The sequence below is a fragment of the Phenylobacterium sp. genome, from assembly GCF_004799395.1.
Lineage (GTDB): Bacteria > Pseudomonadota > Alphaproteobacteria > Caulobacterales > Caulobacteraceae > Phenylobacterium.
The window spans coordinates 1-22283 of sequence record NZ_SSMZ01000187.1; the positions used below are offsets into that span (position 1 = coordinate 1).

19 protein-coding genes and 2 pseudogenes are annotated in these 22283 nt (G+C 69.0%); 10 read left to right on the plus strand and 11 right to left on the minus strand.

Annotated elements, in window-relative coordinates; genetic code table 11:
• Both E8A12_RS12160 and E8A12_RS12165 read left to right on the plus strand, forming a co-directional pair.
• Positions 1–1079 (plus strand): annotated as a pseudogene (locus E8A12_RS12160) (ribonucleotide-diphosphate reductase subunit alpha); the annotation flags it as partial.
• Positions 1080–1300: 221 nt separating this feature from the next.
• Complete coding sequence (locus E8A12_RS12165) at positions 1301–2188, plus strand: lipid A-modifier LpxR family protein (protein WP_293369031.1); 888 nt, start codon at positions 1301–1303, stop codon at positions 2186–2188.
• Here the strand turns inward: E8A12_RS12165 and E8A12_RS12170 are convergent.
• Positions 2185–2841 carry a glutathione S-transferase family protein gene (locus E8A12_RS12170; RefSeq protein ID WP_293369033.1) on the minus strand — a complete coding sequence of 219 codons (657 nt, stop codon included), beginning with the start codon at positions 2839–2841 and terminating at the stop codon, positions 2185–2187. The two genes, E8A12_RS12165 and E8A12_RS12170, sit on opposite strands and share 4 nt — an antisense overlap.
• Positions 2842–2947: 106 nt before the next feature.
• Here E8A12_RS12170 and E8A12_RS12175 point away from each other — a divergent pair, with 106 nt between their 5' ends.
• Both E8A12_RS12175 and E8A12_RS12180 read left to right on the plus strand, forming a co-directional pair.
• Positions 2948–4000, plus strand: a complete 1053-nt coding sequence (locus tag E8A12_RS12175; RefSeq protein WP_293369035.1) for a ribonucleotide-diphosphate reductase subunit beta — start codon at positions 2948–2950, stop codon at positions 3998–4000.
• Positions 3997–4176 (plus strand): hypothetical protein, encoded by a 180-nt coding sequence (locus tag E8A12_RS12180; RefSeq protein WP_293369037.1) that lies wholly within the window; start codon positions 3997–3999, stop codon positions 4174–4176. Before E8A12_RS12175 ends, E8A12_RS12180 begins: the two co-directional genes overlap by 4 nt.
• Positions 4177–4320: 144 nt before the next feature.
• Here the strand turns inward: E8A12_RS12180 and E8A12_RS12185 are convergent, their stop codons facing one another.
• Entirely contained in the window at positions 4321–4842 is a 522-nt protein-coding gene (locus E8A12_RS12185; RefSeq protein ID WP_293369039.1) for a hypothetical protein, read from the minus strand.
• Between the two features lie 44 nt (positions 4843–4886).
• The gene (locus E8A12_RS12190) at positions 4887–6308 is read right to left on the minus strand and encodes an APC family permease (RefSeq protein ID WP_293369041.1); all 1422 of its coding nucleotides are present in this window, start codon (positions 6306–6308) and stop codon (positions 4887–4889) included.
• Positions 6309–6467: 159 nt separating this feature from the next.
• Here E8A12_RS12190 and E8A12_RS12195 point away from each other — a divergent pair, with 159 nt between their 5' ends.
• From E8A12_RS12195 to E8A12_RS12215, 5 genes are all read left to right on the plus strand, one after another.
• Complete coding sequence (locus E8A12_RS12195; protein ID WP_293369043.1) at positions 6468–6848, plus strand: YciI family protein; 381 nt, start codon at positions 6468–6470, stop codon at positions 6846–6848.
• A gap of 88 nt (positions 6849–6936) precedes the next feature.
• Complete coding sequence (locus E8A12_RS12200) at positions 6937–8205, plus strand: FAD-dependent oxidoreductase (RefSeq protein WP_293369045.1); 1269 nt, start codon at positions 6937–6939, stop codon at positions 8203–8205.
• A 115-nt stretch (positions 8206–8320) separates the two neighbouring features.
• The gene (locus tag E8A12_RS12205) at positions 8321–8884 is read left to right on the plus strand and encodes a PEP-CTERM sorting domain-containing protein (RefSeq protein WP_293369047.1); all 564 of its coding nucleotides are present in this window, start codon (positions 8321–8323) and stop codon (positions 8882–8884) included.
• A 157-nt stretch (positions 8885–9041) separates the two neighbouring features.
• Positions 9042–9857, plus strand: a complete 816-nt coding sequence (locus E8A12_RS12210; protein ID WP_293369049.1) for a MipA/OmpV family protein — start codon at positions 9042–9044, stop codon at positions 9855–9857.
• Between the two features lie 90 nt (positions 9858–9947).
• The gene (locus E8A12_RS12215; protein WP_293369051.1) at positions 9948–10856 is read left to right on the plus strand and encodes an MBL fold metallo-hydrolase; all 909 of its coding nucleotides are present in this window, start codon (positions 9948–9950) and stop codon (positions 10854–10856) included.
• Here the strand turns inward: E8A12_RS12215 and E8A12_RS12220 are convergent.
• The 8 genes from E8A12_RS12220 to E8A12_RS12255 all read right to left on the minus strand — a co-directional run bounded on the left by E8A12_RS12220 (position 10835) and on the right by E8A12_RS12255 (position 21847).
• The gene (locus E8A12_RS12220; RefSeq protein ID WP_293369053.1) at positions 10835–12964 is read right to left on the minus strand and encodes an ATP-binding protein; all 2130 of its coding nucleotides are present in this window, start codon (positions 12962–12964) and stop codon (positions 10835–10837) included. The genes E8A12_RS12215 and E8A12_RS12220 overlap by 22 nt on opposite strands.
• A gap of 90 nt (positions 12965–13054) precedes the next feature.
• Positions 13055–13423 carry a YccF domain-containing protein gene (locus tag E8A12_RS12225; RefSeq protein WP_293369055.1) on the minus strand — a complete coding sequence of 123 codons (369 nt, stop codon included), beginning with the start codon at positions 13421–13423 and terminating at the stop codon, positions 13055–13057.
• A 19-nt stretch (positions 13424–13442) separates the two neighbouring features.
• The gene (locus E8A12_RS12230; RefSeq protein WP_293369057.1) at positions 13443–15539 is read right to left on the minus strand and encodes a family 20 glycosylhydrolase; all 2097 of its coding nucleotides are present in this window, start codon (positions 15537–15539) and stop codon (positions 13443–13445) included.
• 50 nt (positions 15540–15589) lie between these two features.
• On the minus strand, positions 15590–16906 hold the full coding sequence (locus E8A12_RS12235; RefSeq protein WP_293369059.1) for a family 1 glycosylhydrolase: 1317 nt from the start codon (positions 16904–16906) through the stop codon (positions 15590–15592).
• An 81-nt stretch (positions 16907–16987) separates the two neighbouring features.
• Entirely contained in the window at positions 16988–18187 is a 1200-nt protein-coding gene (locus tag E8A12_RS12240) for a CehA/McbA family metallohydrolase (RefSeq protein ID WP_293369061.1), read from the minus strand.
• A 66-nt stretch (positions 18188–18253) separates the two neighbouring features.
• On the minus strand, positions 18254–18988 hold the full coding sequence (locus tag E8A12_RS12245) for a hypothetical protein (protein ID WP_293369063.1): 735 nt from the start codon (positions 18986–18988) through the stop codon (positions 18254–18256).
• 81 nt (positions 18989–19069) lie between these two features.
• Positions 19070–20491: a bifunctional diguanylate cyclase/phosphodiesterase gene (locus E8A12_RS12250; protein WP_293369065.1), complete on the minus strand. Its 1422-nt coding sequence runs from the start codon at positions 20489–20491 to the stop codon at positions 19070–19072.
• Positions 20492–20584: 93 nt separating this feature from the next.
• The gene (locus tag E8A12_RS12255; RefSeq protein ID WP_293369067.1) at positions 20585–21847 is read right to left on the minus strand and encodes a dicarboxylate/amino acid:cation symporter; all 1263 of its coding nucleotides are present in this window, start codon (positions 21845–21847) and stop codon (positions 20585–20587) included.
• A gap of 105 nt (positions 21848–21952) precedes the next feature.
• Between E8A12_RS12255 and E8A12_RS12260 the strand changes: the two are divergent.
• A pseudogene (locus E8A12_RS12260) lies at positions 21953–22283 on the plus strand (AMP nucleosidase); the annotation flags it as partial.

Below are 22283 nucleotides of genomic sequence, written 5' to 3' on the forward strand. Positions count from 1 at the left end.
TCGAGATCCGCCTGCAGACCGGCGAGCCCTACCTGATCTTCTCCGACACCGTGAACCGCGCCATGCCGCAGCATCAGCGCGAGCTCGGCCTGTCGGTCCGCCAGTCGAACCTCTGCTCGGAGATCATGCTGCACACCGGCAAGGATCACCTCGGCGCCGAGCGCACGGCGGTCTGCTGCCTCTCCAGCGTCAACGCCGAGACCTTCCTGGAATGGCGCGACCACCCGACCTTCATCGAGGACGTCATGCGCTTCCTCGACAACGTGCTGGAGGACTTCATCCTCCGCGCGCCGCCGGAGATGGCCAACGCCGTCTACGCCGCCAAGCGCGAGCGGTCGGTGGGCCTGGGCCTCATGGGCTTCCACACCTTCCTGCAGCAGCAGAACGTGCCGTTCGAAAGCGCGCTGGCCAAGAGCTGGAACATGCGGCTCTTCAAGACGCTTCGCCGGCAGTGCGACGCGGCCTCGCGGACGCTGGCCGCCGAGCGCGGTCCCTGCCCGGACGCCGAGGACCGCGGCATGATGGAGCGCTTCTCCCACAAGCTCGCCATCGCGCCGACCGCCTCGATCTCGATCATCTGCGGCGGGACCTCGGCCGGCATCGAGCCGATCCCGGCCAACATCTACAGCCACAAGACGCTCTCCGGCACCTTCGCGGTGAAGAACATCTACCTGGAGCGCATCCTCGAGCAGACCGGGAACAACACCCCGGCCGTCTGGGACTCGATCCTCGAGAACGAGGGCTCGGTCCAGCACCTCGACTTCCTCAGCCAGGACGACAAGGACGTCTACAAGACGGCCTTCGAGATCGACCAGCGCTGGGTGGTCGAGCTGGCCGCCGACCGTACCCCGGACATCTGCCAGTCCCAGTCGATCAACATCTTCCTGCCGGGCGACGTCGATAAGTGGGACCTGCACATGCTGCACTGGCAGGCGTGGGAGCGGGGGTGCAAGTCGCTCTACTACCTGCGCTCCAAGTCCGTGCAGCGGGCGAGCCACGCAGGCGGGGAGACCCATGCGGCGGTCGACATGTCGGGCGTGGCCAAGACCGACTACGAGGAATGTCTCGCCTGCCAGTAGGCAGGGATTGCCCTCAAAACCTACCGCCGCCCCGGCTCAGGCCCGGCCAAAAAACGTGCAATCGCGCGGGCCGGGCGGCACGAAGCTTGCATAGCCAGATTTGACTCGCGAAAGCCCAGGCCGGCGCCTAGGCTGATTGTGGGGAACCGCAAGCCGGTTTGCGCTCTATCGCAGGTGCGACGGACCGCTCGCTTGGGACTGCGGACTGGGGAGACGAGACGATGCGGCCGCTGGCTATTCTGGCCACCGTCCTGACCTGCGCCGCGGCGACCGCCGCGAGTGCGCAAGCCCTCACCGGCGTCGCGCCGCTTTCCACTCAGATCCAGCCGGCCGGCAACGCGAACGACGCGGTCGCCGCCCTGGTGCTGCTCAACAGCGCCGCCTTCGCGCCCCGCGGACCGAGCGAGGCCGTCGACCCGATCAGCCGGCTGATCGACCATGAATCCTACCAGCCCGGCGCGGGCCTGGTGCGCTGGATGACCGGCGAGACCCAACTCACGTCCCCTGACGCCGCCGGCGGCCCGGTGGACACCCTGCGCGTCAGCATCGGGGGCGCCCTGCGCACGCCGCTCGGCCTGCCGCTCAACCTCGGTCGTGCGCAGTACGATCCGGACGCCTATGAGGTCGCCGTGACCCGCGACTGGCCCGCGGCGCTGGCCTTCGACGGCAAGGGCTTCGGCCTCGATGTGACCCCGCACGCCGGCGTCGGCATGACCAACTTCGGTGGCTCCGCCGAGGCCGGGGCGACGCTGCGCCTGATGCAGACCGACGCCAGCCTGAAGCAGCGGCTTAACGCCATGGGCGTGCGCGACGGCACGGCTTTCGGCGACAAGGGCCGCTGGTACCTGTTCGCCGCCGCCACCGGCCGCGCGGTGGGCCTGAACATGACGCACGGCGACTCCGGCTGGGACCGCGCGGGCTTCTCCACCGACGCCACCTCCACCCTGATCGGCGACGCCCAGGTGGGCGTGGGCTGGCGCAAGGGCTCGATGCAGACCTCGCTCGGCTACATCCACCGCGAGGTGAAGGGCCAGAACATGCTGTTCGGCGTCGACCCCGGCTCCGACTCGATGGTGGCGTTCTCGCTGTCCATCCGGCCGGGCAGCTAGCCCTCCCAACCTTCCGAAAACGGGAACCGTTCGGCCCAGAGCGCGGCCAGGCGCGGTTCTGCATCGACGGCGCGGACCACCTCGGCCAGGCCCGGCGCGGCGGCGTAGAAGCCCTTACGCCTGGGGCCCCATCGCGACACCACGGTCAGGTAGAGGTCGAGGACCGAGACCTCGTCGCCCAGCAGGAAACGGCCGGCGGGCGCGACCTGGGCGTCCATGGTCCGGTAGCAGTCGGCGATGCGCTGGGCGGTGCGGTCCTTGATCACCGCCTCGCTCTGCGCCCCTGAGGCCAGTCGGCTCGGCACGTCGCGCACCCAGTAGAGCGAATAGATCTGGGCGGAGATGAAACTCATCCAGCGCAGGAACCGTGGCCGCAGGGACGAATCGATCGCCGGCGCCAGGCCCGCGCCCGGATGGCTGTCGGCCAGCCAGGTGAGAATCGCCGCGCTCTCGGTCATCAGGTCCCCGGACGGCAGGATCAGCGCCGGGACCTGGCGCATGGGATTGACCCGCGCCATCTCGTCGCTGTCGGTCACATCCTTCCAGCTCTTCGCGTCCTCGAGCCGCCAGGGTGCGCCGATCAGCGTCAGCGCCGCCTCGACGGCCACCGAACCGGAGCCGGGCGCCCCGTAGAGAACATATCCACCGTCCATCACAACCTCGTGGATAAACGCAACATGCGGCGTGGCGCCGCTTGCCGACCACTACATCTTGGGTCACCTTAACCCGGAAGAAACCATATCCGACAGGGCGCGCGCGATGAACAAGCCACCAGTCTCCACCATCCGAGCGCTCCCCGGCCTGCTCACGCCCTCGGCCGCCTACAAGCCCTTCCGCTATCCCTGGGCCTACGACTTCTGGAAGCGCCAGCAGCAGGTCCACTGGATGCCCGAAGAGGTGCCGCTGGGCGAGGACCTGAAGGACTGGGCCACCAAGCTCAACGACAAGGAACGCAACCTCCTCACCCAGATCTTCCGCTTCTTCACCCAATCCGACGTCGAGGTGAACGACAACTACATGGAGCGCTACGCCCGCGTCTTCAAACCGACCGAAGTGAAGATGATGCTGGCGGCCTTCTCCAACATGGAGACCATCCACATCGCCGCCTACGCCCTGCTGCTCGAGACGATCGGCATGCCGGACAGCGAGTTCACGGCCTTCCTGGAATTCCAGGCGATGCGCGACAAGCACGACTACATGCAGCGCTTCGGGGTGGAGACCAACGCCGACATCGCCCGGACACTGGCCATGTTCGGCGGCTTCACCGAGGGGCTGCAGCTCTTCGCCTCCTTCGCCATGCTGATGAACTTCCCTCGCCACAACAAGATGAAGGGCATGGGCCAGATCGTCAGCTGGAGCGTGCGCGACGAGAGCCTGCACTGCGAGGGGATCGTCCAACTCTACCACGCCTTCAACGCCGAGACCGGGGCGGTGACCAAGTCGGTCGGCGACGACATCATCGACTGCTGCAAGACGGTCGTCGGCCTGGAGGACAAGTTCATCGACCTGGCCTTCGAGGCCGGCGAGATCGAGGGCATGACGCCCGAGGACATCAAGAAATACATCCGCTTCATTGCCGACTGGCGCCTGCGCCAACTGCAGCTGCCGGAGGTCTATGGCGCGAGGGAAAACCCGCTGCCCTGGCTGCAGTCGATGCTGAGCGGCGTCGAACACGCGAACTTCTTTGAGGCGCGCAGCACGGAGTACTCGAAGGCGGCGACCCGCGGGCAGTGGCACGGCAATGACGGGGTGTGGGCGGCGTTCGAGAAGATGCAGGCGAACAAGGCGGCGAACGAGATGCCGGCGGAGTGATCTATTGGTCTTCCTTCATCTGGGAAGTTTTTGCCACATTGGCGACCGGCCTCGCAGCGGTAGCAGCTGCGCTGGTCATAGGTCTGAGGCAGATGGGGATCGCCAAGGATCAGGTAGCGATTGCCGATCGTCAGAGTCGCATCCTCGCCAATCAGGCTCACCTTGAAGAGCTTTGACTCCGGACGGAACTCTTCGAGCGACGCTTCGCCACCTATAACGCCACTCGCTCTGCCTGCGATCGCGGTGTCTATGGGTTCCCGGTACAAGCCCGGGAATGCCGATCAAGGGTTGTGGCTCGGTCTGTCCGATGGACGCCTTGTTTAGTTGGAACGGACGGCGTCATCTCCAATCACCACCTGCTGCGGCGGATGGCCCTTCACGACCGGGGCGTCGGTGGGGTTGCGGATGTATTGGCGGCCATCGAACCGCAGGCGCGCGCTGTAGCACCGCATGATCCCACCACCGCAAACAAGGACGGCGATGTCCCGGCGTCCGTGGGTGCGGGTTTCGAGGACGGCGACCGGAGGCCGCGCGAGGCCGGTGTCGGCCAGCTTCCTCACACCAGTGCGCGTCAGCTCCAGGACGTACAGGTCGCAGCCGCCGGTCCCGCACCAATCGGGTCCAGAGACATAGACGAACGCCTCCAGCCGGCCGTCGTCGTTCAGGTCGGACCAGCCTATCGTATAGTGCGGCGGCGAGACGTCCGTCGACTTGAGTTCATGCCGCAGCCATTCCCGAACGACCTGCTCGTCGTCGGGCCGTGGCGCCGGCGGCGTTTGGGCGGTGACAGAGGTCGCGGTCAGCAGCGCCAGAAGGGTGGTGAGGCCGCCAGTCCTGATCATTGACGATGCCCCTAGCCGGTGCGTCCGAAGGACGCCTCCCGCCCTTAGACCTCGCGATCCAACCGCTCGTCCACCATACGAGGACCGGCCCCCGCCTCCTCCAGCGTCGGCGTCCAGCCGCCGGGGCGGCGTTTCAGGACCAGGTGATACCAGGCGAGGGCCGCGGCGAAGACAAGGCCAAGGAGCAGCAGGCTGGGGCGACCGGCGTCGGCGTCCATCAGGTCGGAGACCGCGAAGATGGCGGCCATGGCCAGGCCCAGGATCGGGAAGAGCGGGAAGAACGGCGCGCGCCAGTAGCCCGGCGCGCCGGTCAGGCCCTTGCGCCGCCCGACGAGGACGGCCAGGCAGACGAGACCCCAGCCATAGACCAGCATGCCGGTCATGAAGACCAGCAGGATGTGGCTGTCCACGAAGGCGCAGGCGAGGCTGAAGGCGGTGACCACCAGGGTTGCGGCCCTGGGCACGCCGGCGGGCGTGACAGAGGCGAGCAGCCCGTCCACAGCGGCGCCGAACAGGCGGTCGCGGCCCAGGCTGAAATAGAGCCGTCCGTAGGACATAACGCTGGCCACCAGCGCGTTGAAGATCGCCAGCGCCACCCCGGCGCTAAGCGCCGGTCCCGCCCAGGCGCCCAGCGCCGAGGCGAGAAAGGTCGCGAAGGGCGCAGGGCTCACCAGCACGGCGGGCAGGTCGCGGGCGCTGAGGATCACCAGGATCACCGGAAGCGCGGTGGCGAAGGCGCCGATCATGCAGGCGACGATGACCACCGGGCCCATGCGGCGGTGCGGGTCCTTGAGCTCCTCGCCGAAGGACAGCGCCTGGTTGCCGCCGATAGTGGCGTAGATGGCGCTGAGCGCGCCGAGCGCCAGGGCGGCGGCCGGGACCGCGGTCCAGTGGCCACCGACCACGGCGAACGGCTGGGCGATCAAGGCGGCGGGGCCGCGGACCGGGTGGATGACACCGACGCCGATCAGGACGGCGACCGCGGCGAGCTCCACGGCGAGGAAGGCTCCGGTGACCAGCGCTCCGGTGCGCACGCCCAGCAGGGCAATGGCCGCCGCGATGGCCAGGGTGACGAACGGGATGGGCCCGGCGGGCAGGCCCGGGGCGAGCTCGGTGACATAGGGCGCCAGCGACTTGGCGGTGAACGCCAGCGACGGGCCGACGGTCGCCGCCCACATGGCGAGCGTCACCACGCCGGCCCAGCCGCCCAGGATGGAGCCCACGCCCACATAGTCGGCGCCGGCGTAGGGGTAGGCCGATCCCAGCTCCGCATAGATGACGGCCCAGACCACCGCGGCGGCGATGCCGAGGCCGAACAGGCCCGCCGCGCCCGTGCCCACCTGATGCAGCACGTCGCCGCCGATGCCGAAGATCGACACCACCGGCGACAGGCAGGAGAGCGTCAGCAGCAGCACCTCGAACGAGTTGAGGTTGCGCCGCAGGCGCCCGCCGGCCGGTTCTTCCATAAGCATCCCCCCCAGACGCCCACAGCAATCGGTGAGCCGGCGGCTTCGTCAACCGCGGGCGCTAGGGGAATCAGGCCCGCGGACTAAAATGTCGGCGCGCCGGGCGGCTATCCGTCCTTCGGGCTCCGGCGCGGGTGGCGCGCCCTACAGGAGAGACCCATGCGGTTCATGTTCATCGTCAAGACCGCCAGCCAGGCGGGGCCGACCCCGGCCCTGATGGAGGCCATGCACGCGATGGCCGAGCGGGAGGTGAAGGCCGGGCGGATGATCGCCGACGGCGGGCTCATGCCGCGCGACGCCGGCGCCGAGGTGGCTGTGCGCAAGCGCAAGCTCACCGTCACCGACGGGCCGTTCGCCGAGACCCGGGAGGTGATCGGCGGCTTTGCGATGTTCGAGCTGCCGGACATGGCGGCGGCGATCGAAAGCGCCCGAGAGTTCATGGCCCTGCACGTGGCGCACCTGCCGGACTGGGAGGGCGTCTGCGAGGTCCGGCAAGTGGCCGGATCGCAGGTGGAACTGATCCGGGGCGGCGGGCGCTGAACCTTGGAAACGCAGAAACCCTTCGTCTTCGCTTGCGCGGGGATGAGCGGATGGGCGTACTGACCCTCGACGTGAGGGGACGCGGGACATGATCGACAGGCGTTCGGTGCTGACGGCCTCGGCAGGGCTCGCCCTGGCCGGCGCGGCGGCGCGGCCGGCTTCAGCAGCGGCGCCGGCGATCCAGGCCTCGGGCGGCTCCCCGGACATCGTTGTCGTGGGGGCCGGCGCCTTTGGCGGCTGGACCGCCCTGGAACTGCGCGAGCGCGGCTTCAAGGTGCTGTCCATCGATCAGTACGGCCCTGCCAATCCGCGGGCGGCCTCGGCGGGAGAGACGCGGTCGATCCGCTCGGGCTACGGCGCGGCGGGGATGTATTCGGCCTGGGCGGTCAAGGCCCTGAAGCTGTGGAACGCGCGGCAGGCGGAATTCGGCCGGACCCTCGTCTATCCCAACGACCGCATCGAACTGGCCGACCGGTGGCTTCCGGGCCTGGTGGCGCAGCGCAAGATCTTCGACGACCTGAAGCTGCCCTACGAGATCCTGAAGCAGCCGGAGCTGCGCGTGCGCTATCCGCAGATGAACTTCGACGACGTCGACTTCGCCTTTATCGAGAAGACCAGCGCCGCGGTGATCAAGGCCCGCGAGGCGATGATCGTGGTCTCCGAGGTGTTCCAGAAGAAGGGCGGCGAATTCCGCATCGCCAGGGCCATGGCCGGCCCGGCGGCCGGTCGCAGGATGACCGCCGTGACCCTGAACAACGGCGATGCGGTCGGCGCCGCGACCTTCGTCTTCGCCTGCGGCCCCTGGTCGCCGAAGGTGTTTCCGAAGATCATGGCGCCGAAGGTCCGCGTCACCCGCAGCGAGTACTTCTACTGGGGCGTGCCGCCGGGCGACGATCGCTTTTCCTGGCCCAGGCAGCCGGCCTGGCACGACCACATCTCCGGCGGCTATGGATTCGGCAGCCTTGAGCGGGGGCTGAAGTATTCGCCGGCGAGCATGGGCGGGGTGACCCAGGACCCCGACACGGCCGAGCGTCTGCCCACGCCGCTCTTGATGAAGATCGGCACGGACTATGTCGGCCGCCGGTTCCCTGCCATGCGCGACGCCCCGATCCTGGAGACCCGGGCCTGCAACATGGAAAGCGCGGCCGACGACGACTTCATCATCGACCGTCACCCGGACTTCGACAACGTCTGGATCGCCAGCGGCGGCGGCGGGCACGGCTTCAAGCATGGCCCGCTGATCGGCGAGTACGTCGCCGACCGGATCATGGGCCGGCCGACGTTCGATCCGGCGGCGGACAAACACTTCCAGCTCACCGCCCACGCCGACCAGAAGGCGGTCGGGTCGGCGGAATAGGGCTGTCCGCGCTGGGCGCGTGGCCGCGGGCGTATGACCTTGATATGCGTCCATCGGTTGCAACAACTGCCACCCAGGCCACGGTCAAGCTTGCCCGGCCAGATCGGAGAGCGACATGCGTAGGGTAATGGGCGGCGTCGCCGCGGCGATCGGCCTGCTGGCGGGTTCGCATGTCTGGGCCGCGGACATCACGCGCACCTACTATTTCAGCCTGACCGACTTCGTTCCGACCGCCGTGTCCGGGCCGGCGGCGCCGGTGGAGACGCTCGACGGCTCCTTCACCGTGACCTTCGATCCCACGGTGGCCGTGTTCGACGTAACCAGCGGCCTCACGGTCAACAGCTTCAACCTGCCCTTCAGCGGCCAGTTCGCCTTCTCGTTCGTTCCGCTGGGTCAGCTGGCGTTCGGTGGGATCGTGGGGCCTGGGGACCAGGACTTCACAGAGTCGGCCAACACCAACGACTTCGAGGTCAGCTTCTACCATCCCCTGGACGCCAATCCTTTGGCTCCGTCCGCCGCCTATACTCAGGTGGGCGCCAACACCGCCTGGACCTCCGCCCAGGGGACCGTCATTGGAATCGACGGTGTCCCGGAACCCTCCGCCTGGGCGTTCCTGGTCATCGGATTCGCCGGCCTGGGCGCAATGCTCCGAAAGCGCGGGGCGGCGGGCCTCGCCTGAGGGCCGATCCCGGTAAGCCTCGAGAGACTCCGCCGAGCAAGGGCTGTCCGCGCTCGGGCCAGCGGCAGGCTGAAGGCGGCGTCTTGCGAGGCGCCAAGGAACCAAACCGCCGCGAATGTGCTGCTGATGAAGTGGCCGTCGGCGGGAGATTCGCGACATGAGACGCCTTGTATTTCTGGGTTCCGCCGTTGTGGGCGGGTTGGCGCTCCTGCAGGCCTCGGCGGCGGCGGCGCAGCAGGCGGCTGCGCCCGAGGACAACATGACCCTGTTCGGCTGGGCCGTGGCGGGGCGGGTGCAGGCCCAGGTCGCGCCGGACTATATGGGCGCCAAGACCTACAGCGTGGGCCCGTCGGGCAGCCTGCAGTTCTTCCGGCCCGGAACGGAGCCCGTCTTCAGCGCGCCGGATGACAGTCCCAGCCTGCAGGTCCTGGGCGACCGCACCCTGTCGGCGGGCCTGGTGGCGCGCTACCGGTCGGGCCGCGGCGACGACGACGCGCTGCGCGGCTTCGACAAGATCGACTGGGCGATCGAGCCCGGGATCTACGCCGAGTGGTGGCCGATGGACGGCATCAGGCTGCACGCCGAGGCGCGGCGTGGGGTGCACGGCAACGAGGCCTGGATGGGCGACCTGGCCGCCGACGCCGTGCACGACGATCCCCGGTGGCTGTTGAGCATCGGCCCGCGCCTGCATCTGGCGGAGTCCAAGTTCACCGAGACCTATTTCGGCGTGACGCCAGCGGACGCCGCGCGCAGCCCGTTCGGGATCAGCCCCTATTCGGCGGACGGGACCTTCACCTCCGGCGGCGCGCTGGCCAGCGTCGAATACCGCTGGACCCGCCGGTGGAGCATCCTGGCCGACGCCGACTACGAGCGCCTGTTCGGCAAGGCCGGGGACAGCCCGATCGTCGCGCGCCTGGGGTCCCGCGACCAGATCACCGCCGCGCTCGGCCTGAGGTACGCGTTCGGACGGTGAGGCTTGGCCGGGCTCCGCCGCGGAGCGCGACAAGCTGGACAATTCGCGGCCTTGGGCGGAGCTTGGCGCGCGCTGTCTGGGGAGCCCGCCATGAGACCTTTCGCCTGCCGCCTTTCGCTGGCCGCCGCCTTGAGCCTGGGCGTGGCGCTCGCCGCGGCGGCCCAGCCGCCCGCGCCCGCCGCCCCACTGGCGCGGCCGCCGCTGGTGATCAAGCCGGTGAAGCCGGAGCTGTTCATGATCGTCGGCGCCGGGGGCAACACCACGGTGCGGCTGACCGGCGAGGGCGTGGTGCTGGTGGACTCGAAGAACCCCGGCCAGGCCATCTATGACGAACTGGTTGGCGACGTGGGCACGATCAGCGGCGGCAAGCCGATCCGCTACCTGATCGACACCCACCACCACGCCGACCACACCGGCAACAACGGCCGCTTCGAGGCGGCGGGGGTGAAGGTGGTGGGCCAGAAGAACCTGGCGGCGGAGCTGGCGAAGTTCACGCCGCCCCCGAACAACCCGACGGCCACGGCGCCGGCCAGCCCGGACATCACCTACGACAAGACCTACGACATCAAACTGGGCGGCAAGACCGTGCGGCTGCTGCACTTCACGCCGGCCCACACCGACGGGGACACCATCGTCTATTTCCCCGACCTGAAGGTGATCGCCGCCGGCGACGAGCTGACCGCGGTGGCGCCCAATCTGGACTATGTAGGCGGGGCCTCGATCTCAGGCTGGATCGGCGCGCTCGATCAAGTGCTGAAGCTCGACTGGGACCAGGCGATCCCCGGTCACGGCGACCGGCCCATGACCCGTGACGAAGTGGTCGCCTTCCAGGGCAAGCTCAGGACCTTGCTCGGCCGGGCGCGCGAGCAGGTGAAGGCGGGCGTGCCGAAGGACCAGCTGATCGCGGCGATCAAGTGGGACGACCTGTGGACCTTCAATCCGACGTTCTGGAGCGCGCCCGGGCGGCTGGACGGCTTCTACGCCGAGGCGTCGAAGTAAGCGGCGGCGTCTTCGGCCGGCGACGTCCAGCGGTCGAGGGCTTCGAGCATCCTGGGCAGGTTGATCGGCTTGCCGAGGTGGTCGTCCATGCCGGCTTCGCGGCAGCGGGCGACCTGCTCGGGCAGGACGTTGGCGGTCATGGCGATGATCGGGGTGCGGGCCACGTCGCGGTCGGCGAGGGCGCGGATGCGGCGGGTGGCGGTGAGGCCGTCCATCACCGGCATCTGCATATCCATCAGGATCACGTCGTAGCGATGGCGGCCCACGGCCTCCACGGCCTCCGCGCCGTCGCAGGCGGTGTCGATCTCGATGCCGAAGGGACTGAGGAGCGTGGTGATCAGCTCGCGGTTGACGGCGTTGTCCTCGACGACCAGCAGACGCATGGGCCGGTCCAGCGCCGCGCGGGCGGCCTCCGGCTCAAGGTCCTCAGCGTGCGCCGCAGCGACCGGCAGCTCGATCTCGAGCCAGAAGGTCGAACCTTGGCCGACCACGCTGTCCACGCCGATCCGCCCGCCCATGGCCTCAACGATCTGCTTGGAGATGGCCAGGCCCAGGCCGGTGCCGCCGAACTGGCGCGACACCGAGGCGTCGGCCTGGGTGAAGCGGGTGAAGAGCGCGCCGATGTGCGCCTCGTCGATGCCGATGCCGGAGTCGGCCACGGCGATCCGCATGCGGCAGCGGTCGGCCTGAAGGCCTCCCGAGAGGTCGACCGTCACGCTGCCTTCGCGGGTGAACTTGATGGCGTTGGAGAGGAAGTTGAGCAGGACCTGGCGCAGGCGCGGCGCGTCGCCGATCAGAACAGGGGCCGGCTCCGGCGCGTCGATGCGGAGCTCAAGCGCCAGTCCCTTGCCGGCCGCCTGTTCGGCGACGATGGCGACGGCCGAGCGCACGGTCTGGGCCGGATCGAAGGGTTCGGGGTCGAGCTCGAAGCCGCCGGCCTCCAATTTGGAGAAGTCCAGCACGTCGCCGACCACGCCCAGCAAAGTCATTGAGGCGTCATGGATCAGGCCGGCGTGACGGGCGTCCTGTGCGTTCAGCGACGGCGACTGACGCATGACGCCGGCGAAGCCGACGATGGCGGTGAGCGGCGTGCGCAGCTCGTGGGTCATGTTGGCCAGGAAGTCGGTCTTGGCCGCCGCGGCGCCTTCGGAGCGGGCCAACGCCTCCTTCAGTTCGGCCTCCAGGGCCTTGCGCTCGGTGACGTCGCGCGAAACCGACAGCAGCCGGCCGCTGCCGTCCTTCAGCCGCGTGAACGTCGTCTCGGCCCAGACCACGGAGCCGTCCTTGGCGAAGACCCGGTAGTCCATGGTCCGCGCTCCGGTCTCCTCGGTGACCGACTTGATGAAGTCCTGCACGGCCTCGGTGTCATCGGGGTGCATGTACCTGTAGTTCGGCGTCGCCAGGAGCTCGCCCGGAGAGAAGTTCAGGATCCGCTCGATGGAGGGCGAAACGTAGAGCCGCTCGTTATCCGCCGAGGCCAGGGAGATCACGTCGGTGACGTTGTCGGCCAGCAGGCGGTAGCTCTGCTCGCTGTCGCGCAGGTCCTGGGTCGCCTTCTCGTAGCGGTTCCGCGCGGCCATGGTCTGCTGGGCGCCGGAGACCGAGAAAGCGACGCTGACCGCCAGCATCAGCCAGGCCGCGGCTCCGTGCATGGCCGGGCTCGGCGAGATCAGGGGGGTCAGCAGCATGGCCGCCGCCGGGATCACCCCGGCCAGCAGGAATCCCGCGCGTGACTGGTAGGCGTAGACCTGGGCGAAACCCATGACCGAGAGCCAGACCGTCACCCCGCAGATGGCGCCGCCCGTCGTACCGGTGCGCCAGAAGAGCACGCCCAGCGTCACCCAGCCGATGACGCCGCCCACCAGGCAGCCGACATGCTGCAGGCGCGAGCGCCAGCTGACCGCGCGACCCAGGAACTGGTCCCGGGTGATGAACCAGCTGACGATGTCGAGGCCGCCCACGCAGGCAGCCCAGATGGCGCAGGCCCACCAGGGTAGGAAGGCCAGCGCGATGGCGGCGACGCCCAGAAGGGCGCCTAGCCGCGGCCAAAACGAGGCGCGCGCCCCGGCGGCCATCTCGTCGAGCCCCTGATCGAACAGACGCAACACTGGAACGGGTGATCCTCTCGTGCGGGCGGATCATCCCAGACAACGATTAACCCCGGATAAGCATGGGCCCAACTCGGCGTCGGACCCGCCTCAGACCTCGATCACCGCCTTGCCGACCGGGGTCAGGGAGGCGAGCGCGAGCTTGATGTGCTGCCAGGCGAAAGGAATGCCGATGATGGTGACGGCGAGCGCCAGCGCCAGGACCAGATGGTGCAGGGCCAGCCACCAGCCGGCGAAGATGAACCAGAGAACGTTCAGCAAAAGGCTCGCCGGCCCGTCGTCGCGGTCGATCAGCATCTTGCCGAAGGGAAAGTAGCTGAACCCCGCCAGCCGGAACGCCGCCGGCGTCCAGGGCAGGCCCACGATGGTGAGGGCGAAGATCAGGCCCGCCAGAATCCACAACGAGCCGGATATCCAGCCGCCGAAGATGAACCACAGGACGTTCATGATGGTGCGCATGGGATGTTCCTCGGCGGCGTCAGCGGGAAGCCTGGCCGGCCTTGACCAGGATGTCGATGGCCGGGGCGATGGCGATCAGCAGGTCGGCGGGCGGCGGCTTGGCCAGGAAGGCGAAGATCGGGCGGCTGGAGGCGGCCCGGTCGGCCAGCGCGCGGGCCAAGAGCGCCGTCTGCGGCTGAATCGATGGATGGTCCAGGGTGTCATTGGCCTCAATCGCGAAGAGCGCGTTCAGACCAAGCCTCGTGAGGGTGGCGACCTCGGCGTTGACCGGTAGGGCCGCTTCGAGGTCCGGATGGCCGTGCGCGGCTTCGATGAAGCGGGGCGTATTGCCACTCCAAATCATGAGCTGGGATCGCAGGGCCGGAATGACCGACCGGTCCCCGGCCGCGAGGTGTTTCGCCAAACTCTCGAACCGTAGGGCCTCCGCGCCGTCCACCGGCGCTGCATCGGCGAGCGCGGTCAGACGCTGCGGCGGCGGGTGGCGAACGCCGGCCAGCATGGCCCGCAGGCCTTGATTGTGGGTGGCGTAGCGGCTGGGCGCGACCGTCTGCAGAAAGATCGTCACGGCGCCCGGCGCGTCGGGCGACAGTCGGGCCGCCATCCGCGCGCGGTTCGCATCGCTCTGCAGGCCATCGAGGTTCAGTTCGTCTTCGATGAGCGGCAGGCGGCGGACGAGGCTGTCGGGGTCGCGGACCTCGCGCGGCGACCAGAGCCGCTCGGCGATGGCGGCGGCGCGGGGCCAGACGCGGGCGTCCAGCATCTCGTCGGTGACCAGTTCGGCCCACATGGCCATCTCGCCGCCCAACACCAGCTTCTCCTGCTCGGGCGAGAGCGGGGGCATGGGCTTGATCTCGAGCGGCTTGGCGGCTCCGCCGGCCAGGGGGCTTATCTTCTGCAGCTGGGCGGCCTCGTCCGGGGTGATCCCGTCGGCCTGAAGGTCGACGGGATCGACGGCGTAGTGGCTGGCCGCCGGCATCAGCTGGTCGAGGTAGTAGCCGGACGAGACGATGGTCGGATGGCCGCCGGTGACGGCCAGGCCCACGGCGTTGGAATTGCGCCACGCCTGGACGATCACGTCCTTGGGGATCGGCGTAGCGGCGATCTCGTCCCAGCCCACCGTCGTCTTGCCGTGGTGGGCCAGCATGGCGCGGATGCGGGTGTGGAAGTACGCCTCCATCTCCACGCGGGACTTGAGGTTGTGGGCCGTCATGAAGGCCGCGACCGTGGGCTCATGCGACCAGGCCGCGTCATTCACCTCATCGCCGCCGATGTGGAAATTGCGGTCGGGGAACAGGCCGGCCATCTCGCCCAGCAGGCCGTCGAGGAACCGGTAGGTCGCATCTGAGGCGGGGTTCAGGGCGCGGTCGAAGGCGCCCATGGCGTCGGCGGGATCGCCGGCGGCGGCGATCTCCGGATAGGCCGAGGCGATGGCCGCGGTGTGGGCCGGGACATCGAACTCCGGGACGATGCGCACGCCACGATCGGCCGCGTAGGCGACCAGGTCGCGAATCTCAGCCTGGGTGTAGAACTCGCCGTGTTGGGCGGCCTGCAGCTTCGGATAGAGCCGGCTCTCGACGCGGAAGCCCTCGTTGTCGCTGAGGTGCAGGTGCAGCACGTCGAGCTTCACCCGTTCCATGGTGTCGACCTGGCGCTTGAGCGCGGCCAGCGACATGAAATGCCGCGCCGTGTCGATCATTACGCCGCGCCAGGCGAAGCGCGGGGCGTCATCGACGCGGACGAAGGGGATGGCGGCTGGATCGGTCCCGATCCCAGCCAGCTGCCGCAGCGTGGCGAGCGCGTGGAGCGCCCCGGCCGGGCCGTCGGCGTCGATCCGCACGCCGTGGGCGTCGACCTCCAGGCGATAGCCTTCCTGGGCGGCGGCGGTCTGGTAGCCGGCGTCGGCGCTGCGGCAATGGATCGTGAGCGCGGGCCCGACGCCGAAGGGATCGGCCAGGCTGCGCTGGCGGGCGATGTCGGCCTGGGCGCGGGCGATGGCGTGGGAGATGAGGGGCTGAGGACAGCCGGTCGCCGTAGCGGCGAAGGGCGCGGTCAGCGGCAGGGCGCCCGGCGCGAACGCGACCGCCTTCGGCTGCGGCATCAGCACAGGCTCGGCCACCGCGCCGCCTGCCGCGAGGCTGAGCGCGGCGGCCAGGGCCGGGGCGGCGATCAGGTGACCTGTCCCGTGCGCGCGATCGCGCCGAAGAAGGCGGCGCTGGGCTTCGGCGTACGCTTGAAGGTCTGGCGGTCCACGGCCACCAGCCCGAATTTCGGACGATAGCCGTTGGTCCATTCGAAATTATCCAGCAGCGACCAGTGGATGTAGCTGCGCACGTCGATCCCATCAGCGCGGGCGGCCAGCACCCCCTTCACCGCCTCGCGGATGAAGGCCACCCGGCGGGAGTCGTCCTCGGTGGCGATGCCGTTCTCGGTGACATAGATCGGCCGTTTGGTGAGGCCTGCGACGGTGCGGATCACCGCCTCCAGGGCGCGCGGCGCGAAGGGATAACCCATCTGGGTGACCTCGACGCCCGGGTCGTTGGGCAGGTCCGCCGTCAGGCCGACCCGGGCTTCGGTATAGTTCTGGATGCCCACCCAATCGCCCGGGGCGTTCAGCCATGGCGTCAGGATCTGAGCGCGTTTTGCCTGGACGCCGCTGGTCAGGCCGCTCTCGGGGCGGGGCGGCAGGTCGTTGTTCAGCGCCAGGGTGACCCCGACCGGAAGGCGGCCGCCGGACGCGGCCTTGATGGCGTCATAGGCCCGGGCGTGGGTTTCGATCATGATCGGCTGCTGGATGTGGAAGTCGCCGAAGATCGGGCTGGACCAGCGCGGCGCATTGAGGTTGGCGGCGATCGAGCGACGCATGTCGGCGAGCGCGGCCTGGCCGGCCTGCAGCTGTGGGATCCAGTACAAGAGCGCGTTGACATTGGGCTCGTTGAGGGTCGCCGCGACGGCGATCAGGTCGCCCATGTGGCGGGTGACAAGGTCGCAAAAGCCCACGAACGGCAGGATCCCGTCGGGGGTCTCGAAGCCGCCGGCCGCGGCGAACCAACGCGGCACGCTGTTGTGGTTGTAGGTGACGACGGGCGCCAGCTTGTGGCGGTGGCAGGCTTCCAGCACCCGGCGATAGTAGTCGAGCCCGGCGTAGGAGATCTGGCCCTGTTCCGGCTCGATCCGGGACCATTCGAGCGAGAAGCGATGGCAGTTGAAGCCCAGCGAGGCGACATAGGCCAGGTCCTGCTCGACACGGTTGTAGACATCCGCCGCGTCGCCGGAGGGCTCGACGAAGTAGGTGGGCTTGATGTGCTCCAACGCCCAGACGTCGCTGGCGTAGTTGCCGCCCTCGACCTGGTAGGCGGCGCCGGCGGTGCCCCAGAGAAAGCCCGGTCCTGTCGCTCGCTTCACCTCGGCCTTGGCCGCGCTGGCCGTGGCCGCCAGGGCGCCGGCGGCGATGAGAGCGCGGCGGTCGATGTCGAAGGAAGCCATGAAGGGTCCGTCCGGCGAAGCTGCAGCTGGACGCTAGGCAGAGTCCCCGGGACGGGCAATTCCGATGGGTCGCCGCACGCGTCAGAAGCTCGGGTCGTAGTTGAAGTAGATCGGGTTGGAGAGGCCGACCATGTCGCCGCTGAGGGCGGCCGACTTGGGGACCTGCGGATAGGGGGTCTGCGGGCCGGTGACCTCGACGCGGTAGTAGCTGCGCACGTCGGCGGCCGGGGTGTCGGTGAAGTCGACGTGTGGGCTGGCGCCGCTGATCTGCAGGGTCTTGAAGGTCCCGCCGTCCTTGACCACGCGGACCGAGTAGGTGGCGGCGGGCTGCACCAAGGCGCCGGTGAGCTGGACGCGAAAGGTCACCGGCTTGCCGCTGGGCCTGGCGTTGTCGCCCATCATCATGTCCATCCGCCCGTCGCCGTCGCGGTCGGCGTAGAACTCCACCCGCGGGCCGTAGGGATTGGCGCTGACCGAGACGCGGCCGTTGGTCAGCGCATCGACCGCGGCCTGGCGGGTGCGGGCCGTGGCGTAGACCCAGGTCGTCGGCGTGCCGACGTTGTTCTCCGGCGCCTGGTAGCTGAGGTTGGTGGTCTGCTCGGGGGTGTCGGGCGTCCCGTGGTGGCTGTCGCTGCCGCCGCGGCCGGTGATCTTGCGGCCCGACTTCAGGACCCCGTCCCAGATGTGCATCGAGATGGCGTTGCGCGACCAGATGGCGGAATTCCAGACCTCGATGGAATCGACCATGTCGTAGGAGAACATGAAGGCGTCGGTGGTGCCCGGATGGTTGGCCGAAAAATGGATGCCGAGCTTCTTCTTCTGCGCGGCGATGACCGTGTCGCGGGCGTCGCGCACGTCATAGAAGGCCTGGTGGTCGTAGGGCTTGGCCGAGATGGTCGTGGCGTGGCCGCGATGGGTGGTCCACTCGGCGCACCAGAGCAGGAGCACCTTGTCGGAATGGAACTCCGGGTCGGCCCAGGTGTGGTGGGCGACGTCGCCGGTGACGTGGTTGTCGTGGTCGGAGATGCACAGGTAGTCCATGCCCGCGCTCTCGGCCAAAGCCACGATCTTGGCGATCGGGTTGTTGCTGGAATCCTTGCTGTGGCGCGAGTGGATATGCAGGTCGCCCTTCATCCAGACCCCACCATCGAGGCTGACCACAGGCGGCAGGGCCGGCCCACGGAAGACGTTGGTGGCGGTGAGGCCCGTGGGCGCCGGGGCGGCCGTTGCGAGCGAACCTGCGGCCAGGGTCAGGGCCGCCGCCAGGGCCAGTGCGCGCATCCGATGATCCTCCCGCCGACAGCGCACCGTGGCGGGTTATTGTTACGCCAGTGCGTCGCGGCCCGACTAGGGCTCGGTGCGGGGCAGGCTGAAGAGGGCGCGGTCGGAGGGGGTGAAGACCAGGCTGTCGATCTGGCGCACCTGGGGGGGATTGTGGTCGACCGTGATCGTTTCGCGGAAGGCGACCCGGACCGGGCCGAGCTTGCGGTAGTCGGCGAGCTCGATGGTGACGGGCTTGGGACCCGTGCGGTCGACGATGCGGCCCAGCAGATGGCTGCTCCGGTCGAACCACAGCTCGCGGGCGTCGCCGCCGAAGGGTTTGACGTCGATGACGTCGAAGCTCCTGCCGCCCGCCTGGCGCACGCCCAGCGCTTGGCCATGGGCGTCGAAGCGGGAGGCGTAGAAGAATCCGTAGACGCCGAGGAAGGCTTCGCCCCGCGCCGTCGCTGTAGCGGCCTCGTCGCCGGTGACCGGCGCCGCGCCGGGCGTCGCGATGATCCAGTCGCCCTGGCCGTTGAAGCCTTCGACCCGCAGGCCGGCCGGATCGTGGCTCTCCACCCGCATGCCGAATCTCAAAGGGTCGAGCCAGCGCTCATAGGCGACGCCGGCGACATGGCCAGTCTCGTGCCATCCACGCAGCATGAACCAGCCGTTCCCGCCGGTGGCAGCCCGCGCATCGGCCAGCACCTTCTCCGCGTCGCGGGAATAGCCGATGGCCGCGGCGTGGTGAGACGCGGCGCGCGCCGGCGGGGCGTCGAGGATGGCCCCGGCGAGGGCGGCGGCCAGGGCAAGCTTGAGCATCGGCGCTGTCATGCAGGCGCGCAGACAAGCGGGCAAGCGTGTTCGCAATGGGGCTGCGCAGCGGCCTAAACCGCAGCGGACTCAGGCGCGGGCGCGGCGGCGCGACGGCTGGGCTTCGAAGACGCGCGGTGCCTGCTCGTGGGAGGCGCGCAGCTGGGTCTCCATGTCGGCGGCGGGCATGGGCCGGGCGAAGAAATAGCCCTGCATGCGCTCGCAGCCGGCGTGGCGCAGGAAGATCGCCTGGGTCTCTTCCTCGACGCCCTCGGCGACGATGCACACGCCCAGCGCACGGGCGGCGTGCAGCATGGAGCTGACCAGCTTGGCGACCCGACCATCCTTGGCGACGTCGCAGATCAGCGAGCGGTCAAGCTTCACCGTCTGGATCGGCAGGTGCATCAGCGCGCGCAAGTTGGAGTAGCCGGTGCCGAAGTCGTCCAGCGCGATCTTCACGCCCTTGGCGCTCAGCCGCTCGATGTGGCGGCGCGAGAGCGCCAGGTCTTGCAGCAGGAAGGTCTCGGTGATCTCGACGGTGAGCGCCGTGGCGGGCAGATCGGTCTTGGCGAGCCGGCCGATCAGCTTGCGCGAAAACGCTGGGTCCAGCAGGTCGCGGGGCGAGACGTTGAAGGCCACCGACTCGATCAGGCCCGCGGCCACCCAGGGCGCTGCGCGGGCGCAGCCGGCCTCGAACACCGCCTCGTCGATCCGCCCGATCAAGCCCAGCTCCTCGGCGATCGGCACGAAGGCTCCGGGCAGAAGCAGGCCCTGCTCGGGGTGGCGCCAGCGCGCCAGCACCTCGACGCCGGTGATGCGCCCGTCGCGGGCGTCGACCACCGGCTGGAACCAGGGCTCGATCTCGCCGGCAGGGATGGCGCGGCGCAGCTCGGCTTCCAGCGTCCGGCGGCGCAGGTTCTCGGCGCGCAACTCGGCGTCGAAAGCCGACCAGCGGCGCCCGCCCTGGGTCTTCACTCGGTAGAGCGCCATGTCGGCAAAGCGCTGCAGATCGCCGGCGTCGGGCGCGTCGTCCGGATAGATCGCCACGCCGACCGAGGCGCCGGGCGAGACCATGCGGCCGTAGATCGAGTGCGGCTGGGTCAGCAGGTCCAGCAGCCGTTGCGCGCGGTGAGCCGGCTCGGCGGCGTCCCTGTCGGCGAGCGTGCAGATCACCGCGAACTCGTCGCCGCCCAGCCGGGCGACCAGCTCGCTGGGGCCGGCGTCGCAGCGCAGCCGTTCGCCGATCTCCGCCAGGAACAGGTCGCCGGCGTGGTGGCCCAAGGTGTCGTTGAGATGCTTGAAGCGGTCGAGGTCGACCACGAACAGGGCGACGCGCCCGCTGGCGCGCCGCGCCGCCTCGAGCCGTTCGCAGAGCGCCGCGGTGAACGCGCCGCGGTTGACGAGGCCAGTCAGACTGTCGGTCTGGGCGAGGCGCAGCGTCAGCTCGCGCTCGGACTCCAGCTCCGCGACACGCGCCGAAAGTTGGGCCAGTTTCTGGGCGCTGTCGGACAAGGGGAAGGAGGCCTCGGGCAAGCAGGGGTTACTCGCCGGCGAGTTAGCGCGGTCGAGGCGAACGCCCCGTTAAACGACATGCCTAACGAGAGCCTATGCCGCGTTCTCGGCGATCACCTCGTCCTCGGTCCTCGGCTCGACGATCTGGCCTTCCCACTTGGCGACCACGGCGGCGGCCACGGAGTTGCCGACCACGTTGGTGGCCGAACGGCCCATGTCGAGCAGGTTGTCGACCGCCAGGATCAGAACCAGCCCGGCTTCCGGCAGGTGGAAGTAGGACAGGGTGGCGGCGATCACCACCAGCGAAGCGCGGGGGACCCCTGCCACGCCCTTTGAGGTCACCATCAGGAGCAGCAGCATGGTGATCTGCTCGCTGGCGGACATCCGGATGCCGTAGGCCTGGGCGACGAACAAGGTCGCGAAGGTGCAGTACATCATCGTGCCGGTGAGGTTGAACGAGTAGCCGAGCGGCAGGACGAAGCTCGCCACCCGCTTGGAGACGCCCCACTGCTCCAGCGCCTGCAGGGTGCCGGGATAAGCGGCCTCCGACGACGCGGTGGAGAAGGCCAGCAGGGCCGGGCCGCGGACCAGCTGGATCAGCCGCAAGGCCCGGGGGCCGACGATCAGCAGCAGGACGGCGATCAGCAGCGCCCAGAGCAGCAGCATCGAGACATAGAAGCCGCCGACGAACTTGGCGTAGGTGGCCAGCACCCCGATGCCCTGGGTCGAGACGGTGGCGGCAAGCGCGGCGAAAATCGCCAGCGGCGCGGTCTTCATCACATAGCTGGTGACCTTCAGCATGATCGCCGAGACCTGCTCGACGACGGCCAGCACGGCGGGCGCGCGGTCCTCGATGGCCGCAATGGCGGCGCCAAAGAACACCGAGAAGATGACGATCTGCAGGATCTCGTTGTTGGCCATCGCCTCGGCGATCGACCGCGGGAAGATGTGGGTGACGAAGTCCTTCAGATTGAACTTGCTCACATCGACCGCCGCACCGGGCGCGACGGGATCGGCGATCAGGTGCATGCCGGCGCCCGGCTGGATCAGGTTGACCATGATCAGACCTATGGTCAGGGAGACCAGCGAGGCGGCGATGAACCAGCCGAGCGTTTTGGCGCCCACCCGCCCGATCGTCGAAGCGTCCTCCATCTGGGCGATGCCCGACACCAGGGTGGCGAAGACCAGCGGGGCGATGATCATCTTGATCAGCCGCAGGAAGACGTCGGTGACAATGGAAAGGTTGGAGGCCACCGCCTTGGCCGCGGCCGGCGTGGCGTACTGGTGGACCCCCCAGCCGACGGCGACGCCCAGCACCATGGCCATGACGATAAGGATCGAGAAAAGGCGGTTCATTCAGGGGGCCCGGGCGTTTCTTCGGGCGCCTTTGTCGCTGGGAAGCTCGGCCACGTCTATCCCGCGCGCTCGCCAACCTCGGTTCGGCGGCGCTATAAGGCCTCGATGACATCAAAGACAGCAGCAGCCGGCATCGTTGATCGGCTAGAAGACGAATACCGCAAGACGGTCGAGGCCCTTCGGGGAGCCCTGAAGGAATTCCTCGCCGGAGGCCCGCCGCCGGACCCGGCGGTGCGTGCGGCCGGCGCCTTCGTCTATCCCGAGCTTCGCCTGCACTGGCCGCCGGGACAGCCCTTCCCGCGCACCAGCCGCGCCTACGCCCGCATCGGGACACCGGGCCACTATGCGGTCACGGTGACCAAGCCGGCCCTCTTCCGCGCCTATCTGATCGAGCAGCTCAGCCTGCTGATGGACGACTTCAAGGTGGAGATTGAGG

Excerpts from the sequence above, each read along its gene's own strand:
- E8A12_RS12195 (WP_293369043.1), top strand. The coding sequence starts at position 6,468 with ATGCGGTTCATGTTCATCGTCAAGACCGCCAGCCAGGCGGGGCCGACC.
- E8A12_RS12225 (WP_293369055.1), bottom strand. The coding sequence starts at position 13,423 with ATGCGCACCATCATGAACGTCCTGTGGTTCATCTTCGGCGGCTGGATA.
- E8A12_RS12200 (WP_293369045.1), top strand. The coding sequence starts at position 6,937 with ATGATCGACAGGCGTTCGGTGCTGACGGCCTCGGCAGGGCTCGCCCTG.
- E8A12_RS12185 (WP_293369039.1), bottom strand. The coding sequence starts at position 4,842 with ATGATCAGGACTGGCGGCCTCACCACCCTTCTGGCGCTGCTGACCGCG.
- E8A12_RS12175 (WP_293369035.1), top strand. The coding sequence starts at position 2,948 with ATGAACAAGCCACCAGTCTCCACCATCCGAGCGCTCCCCGGCCTGCTC.
- E8A12_RS12215 (WP_293369051.1), top strand. The coding sequence starts at position 9,948 with ATGAGACCTTTCGCCTGCCGCCTTTCGCTGGCCGCCGCCTTGAGCCTG.
- E8A12_RS12245 (WP_293369063.1), bottom strand. The coding sequence starts at position 18,988 with ATGCTCAAGCTTGCCCTGGCCGCCGCCCTCGCCGGGGCCATCCTCGAC.
- E8A12_RS12170 (WP_293369033.1), bottom strand. The coding sequence starts at position 2,841 with ATGGACGGTGGATATGTTCTCTACGGGGCGCCCGGCTCCGGTTCGGTG.
- E8A12_RS12190 (WP_293369041.1), bottom strand. The coding sequence starts at position 6,308 with ATGGAAGAACCGGCCGGCGGGCGCCTGCGGCGCAACCTCAACTCGTTC.
- E8A12_RS12255 (WP_293369067.1), bottom strand. The coding sequence starts at position 21,847 with ATGAACCGCCTTTTCTCGATCCTTATCGTCATGGCCATGGTGCTGGGC.
- E8A12_RS12240 (WP_293369061.1), bottom strand. The coding sequence starts at position 18,187 with ATGCGCGCACTGGCCCTGGCGGCGGCCCTGACCCTGGCCGCAGGTTCG.
- E8A12_RS12235 (WP_293369059.1), bottom strand. The coding sequence starts at position 16,906 with ATGGCTTCCTTCGACATCGACCGCCGCGCTCTCATCGCCGCCGGCGCC.
- E8A12_RS12165 (WP_293369031.1), top strand. The coding sequence starts at position 1,301 with ATGCGGCCGCTGGCTATTCTGGCCACCGTCCTGACCTGCGCCGCGGCG.
- E8A12_RS12210 (WP_293369049.1), top strand. The coding sequence starts at position 9,042 with ATGAGACGCCTTGTATTTCTGGGTTCCGCCGTTGTGGGCGGGTTGGCG.
- E8A12_RS12205 (WP_293369047.1), top strand. The coding sequence starts at position 8,321 with ATGCGTAGGGTAATGGGCGGCGTCGCCGCGGCGATCGGCCTGCTGGCG.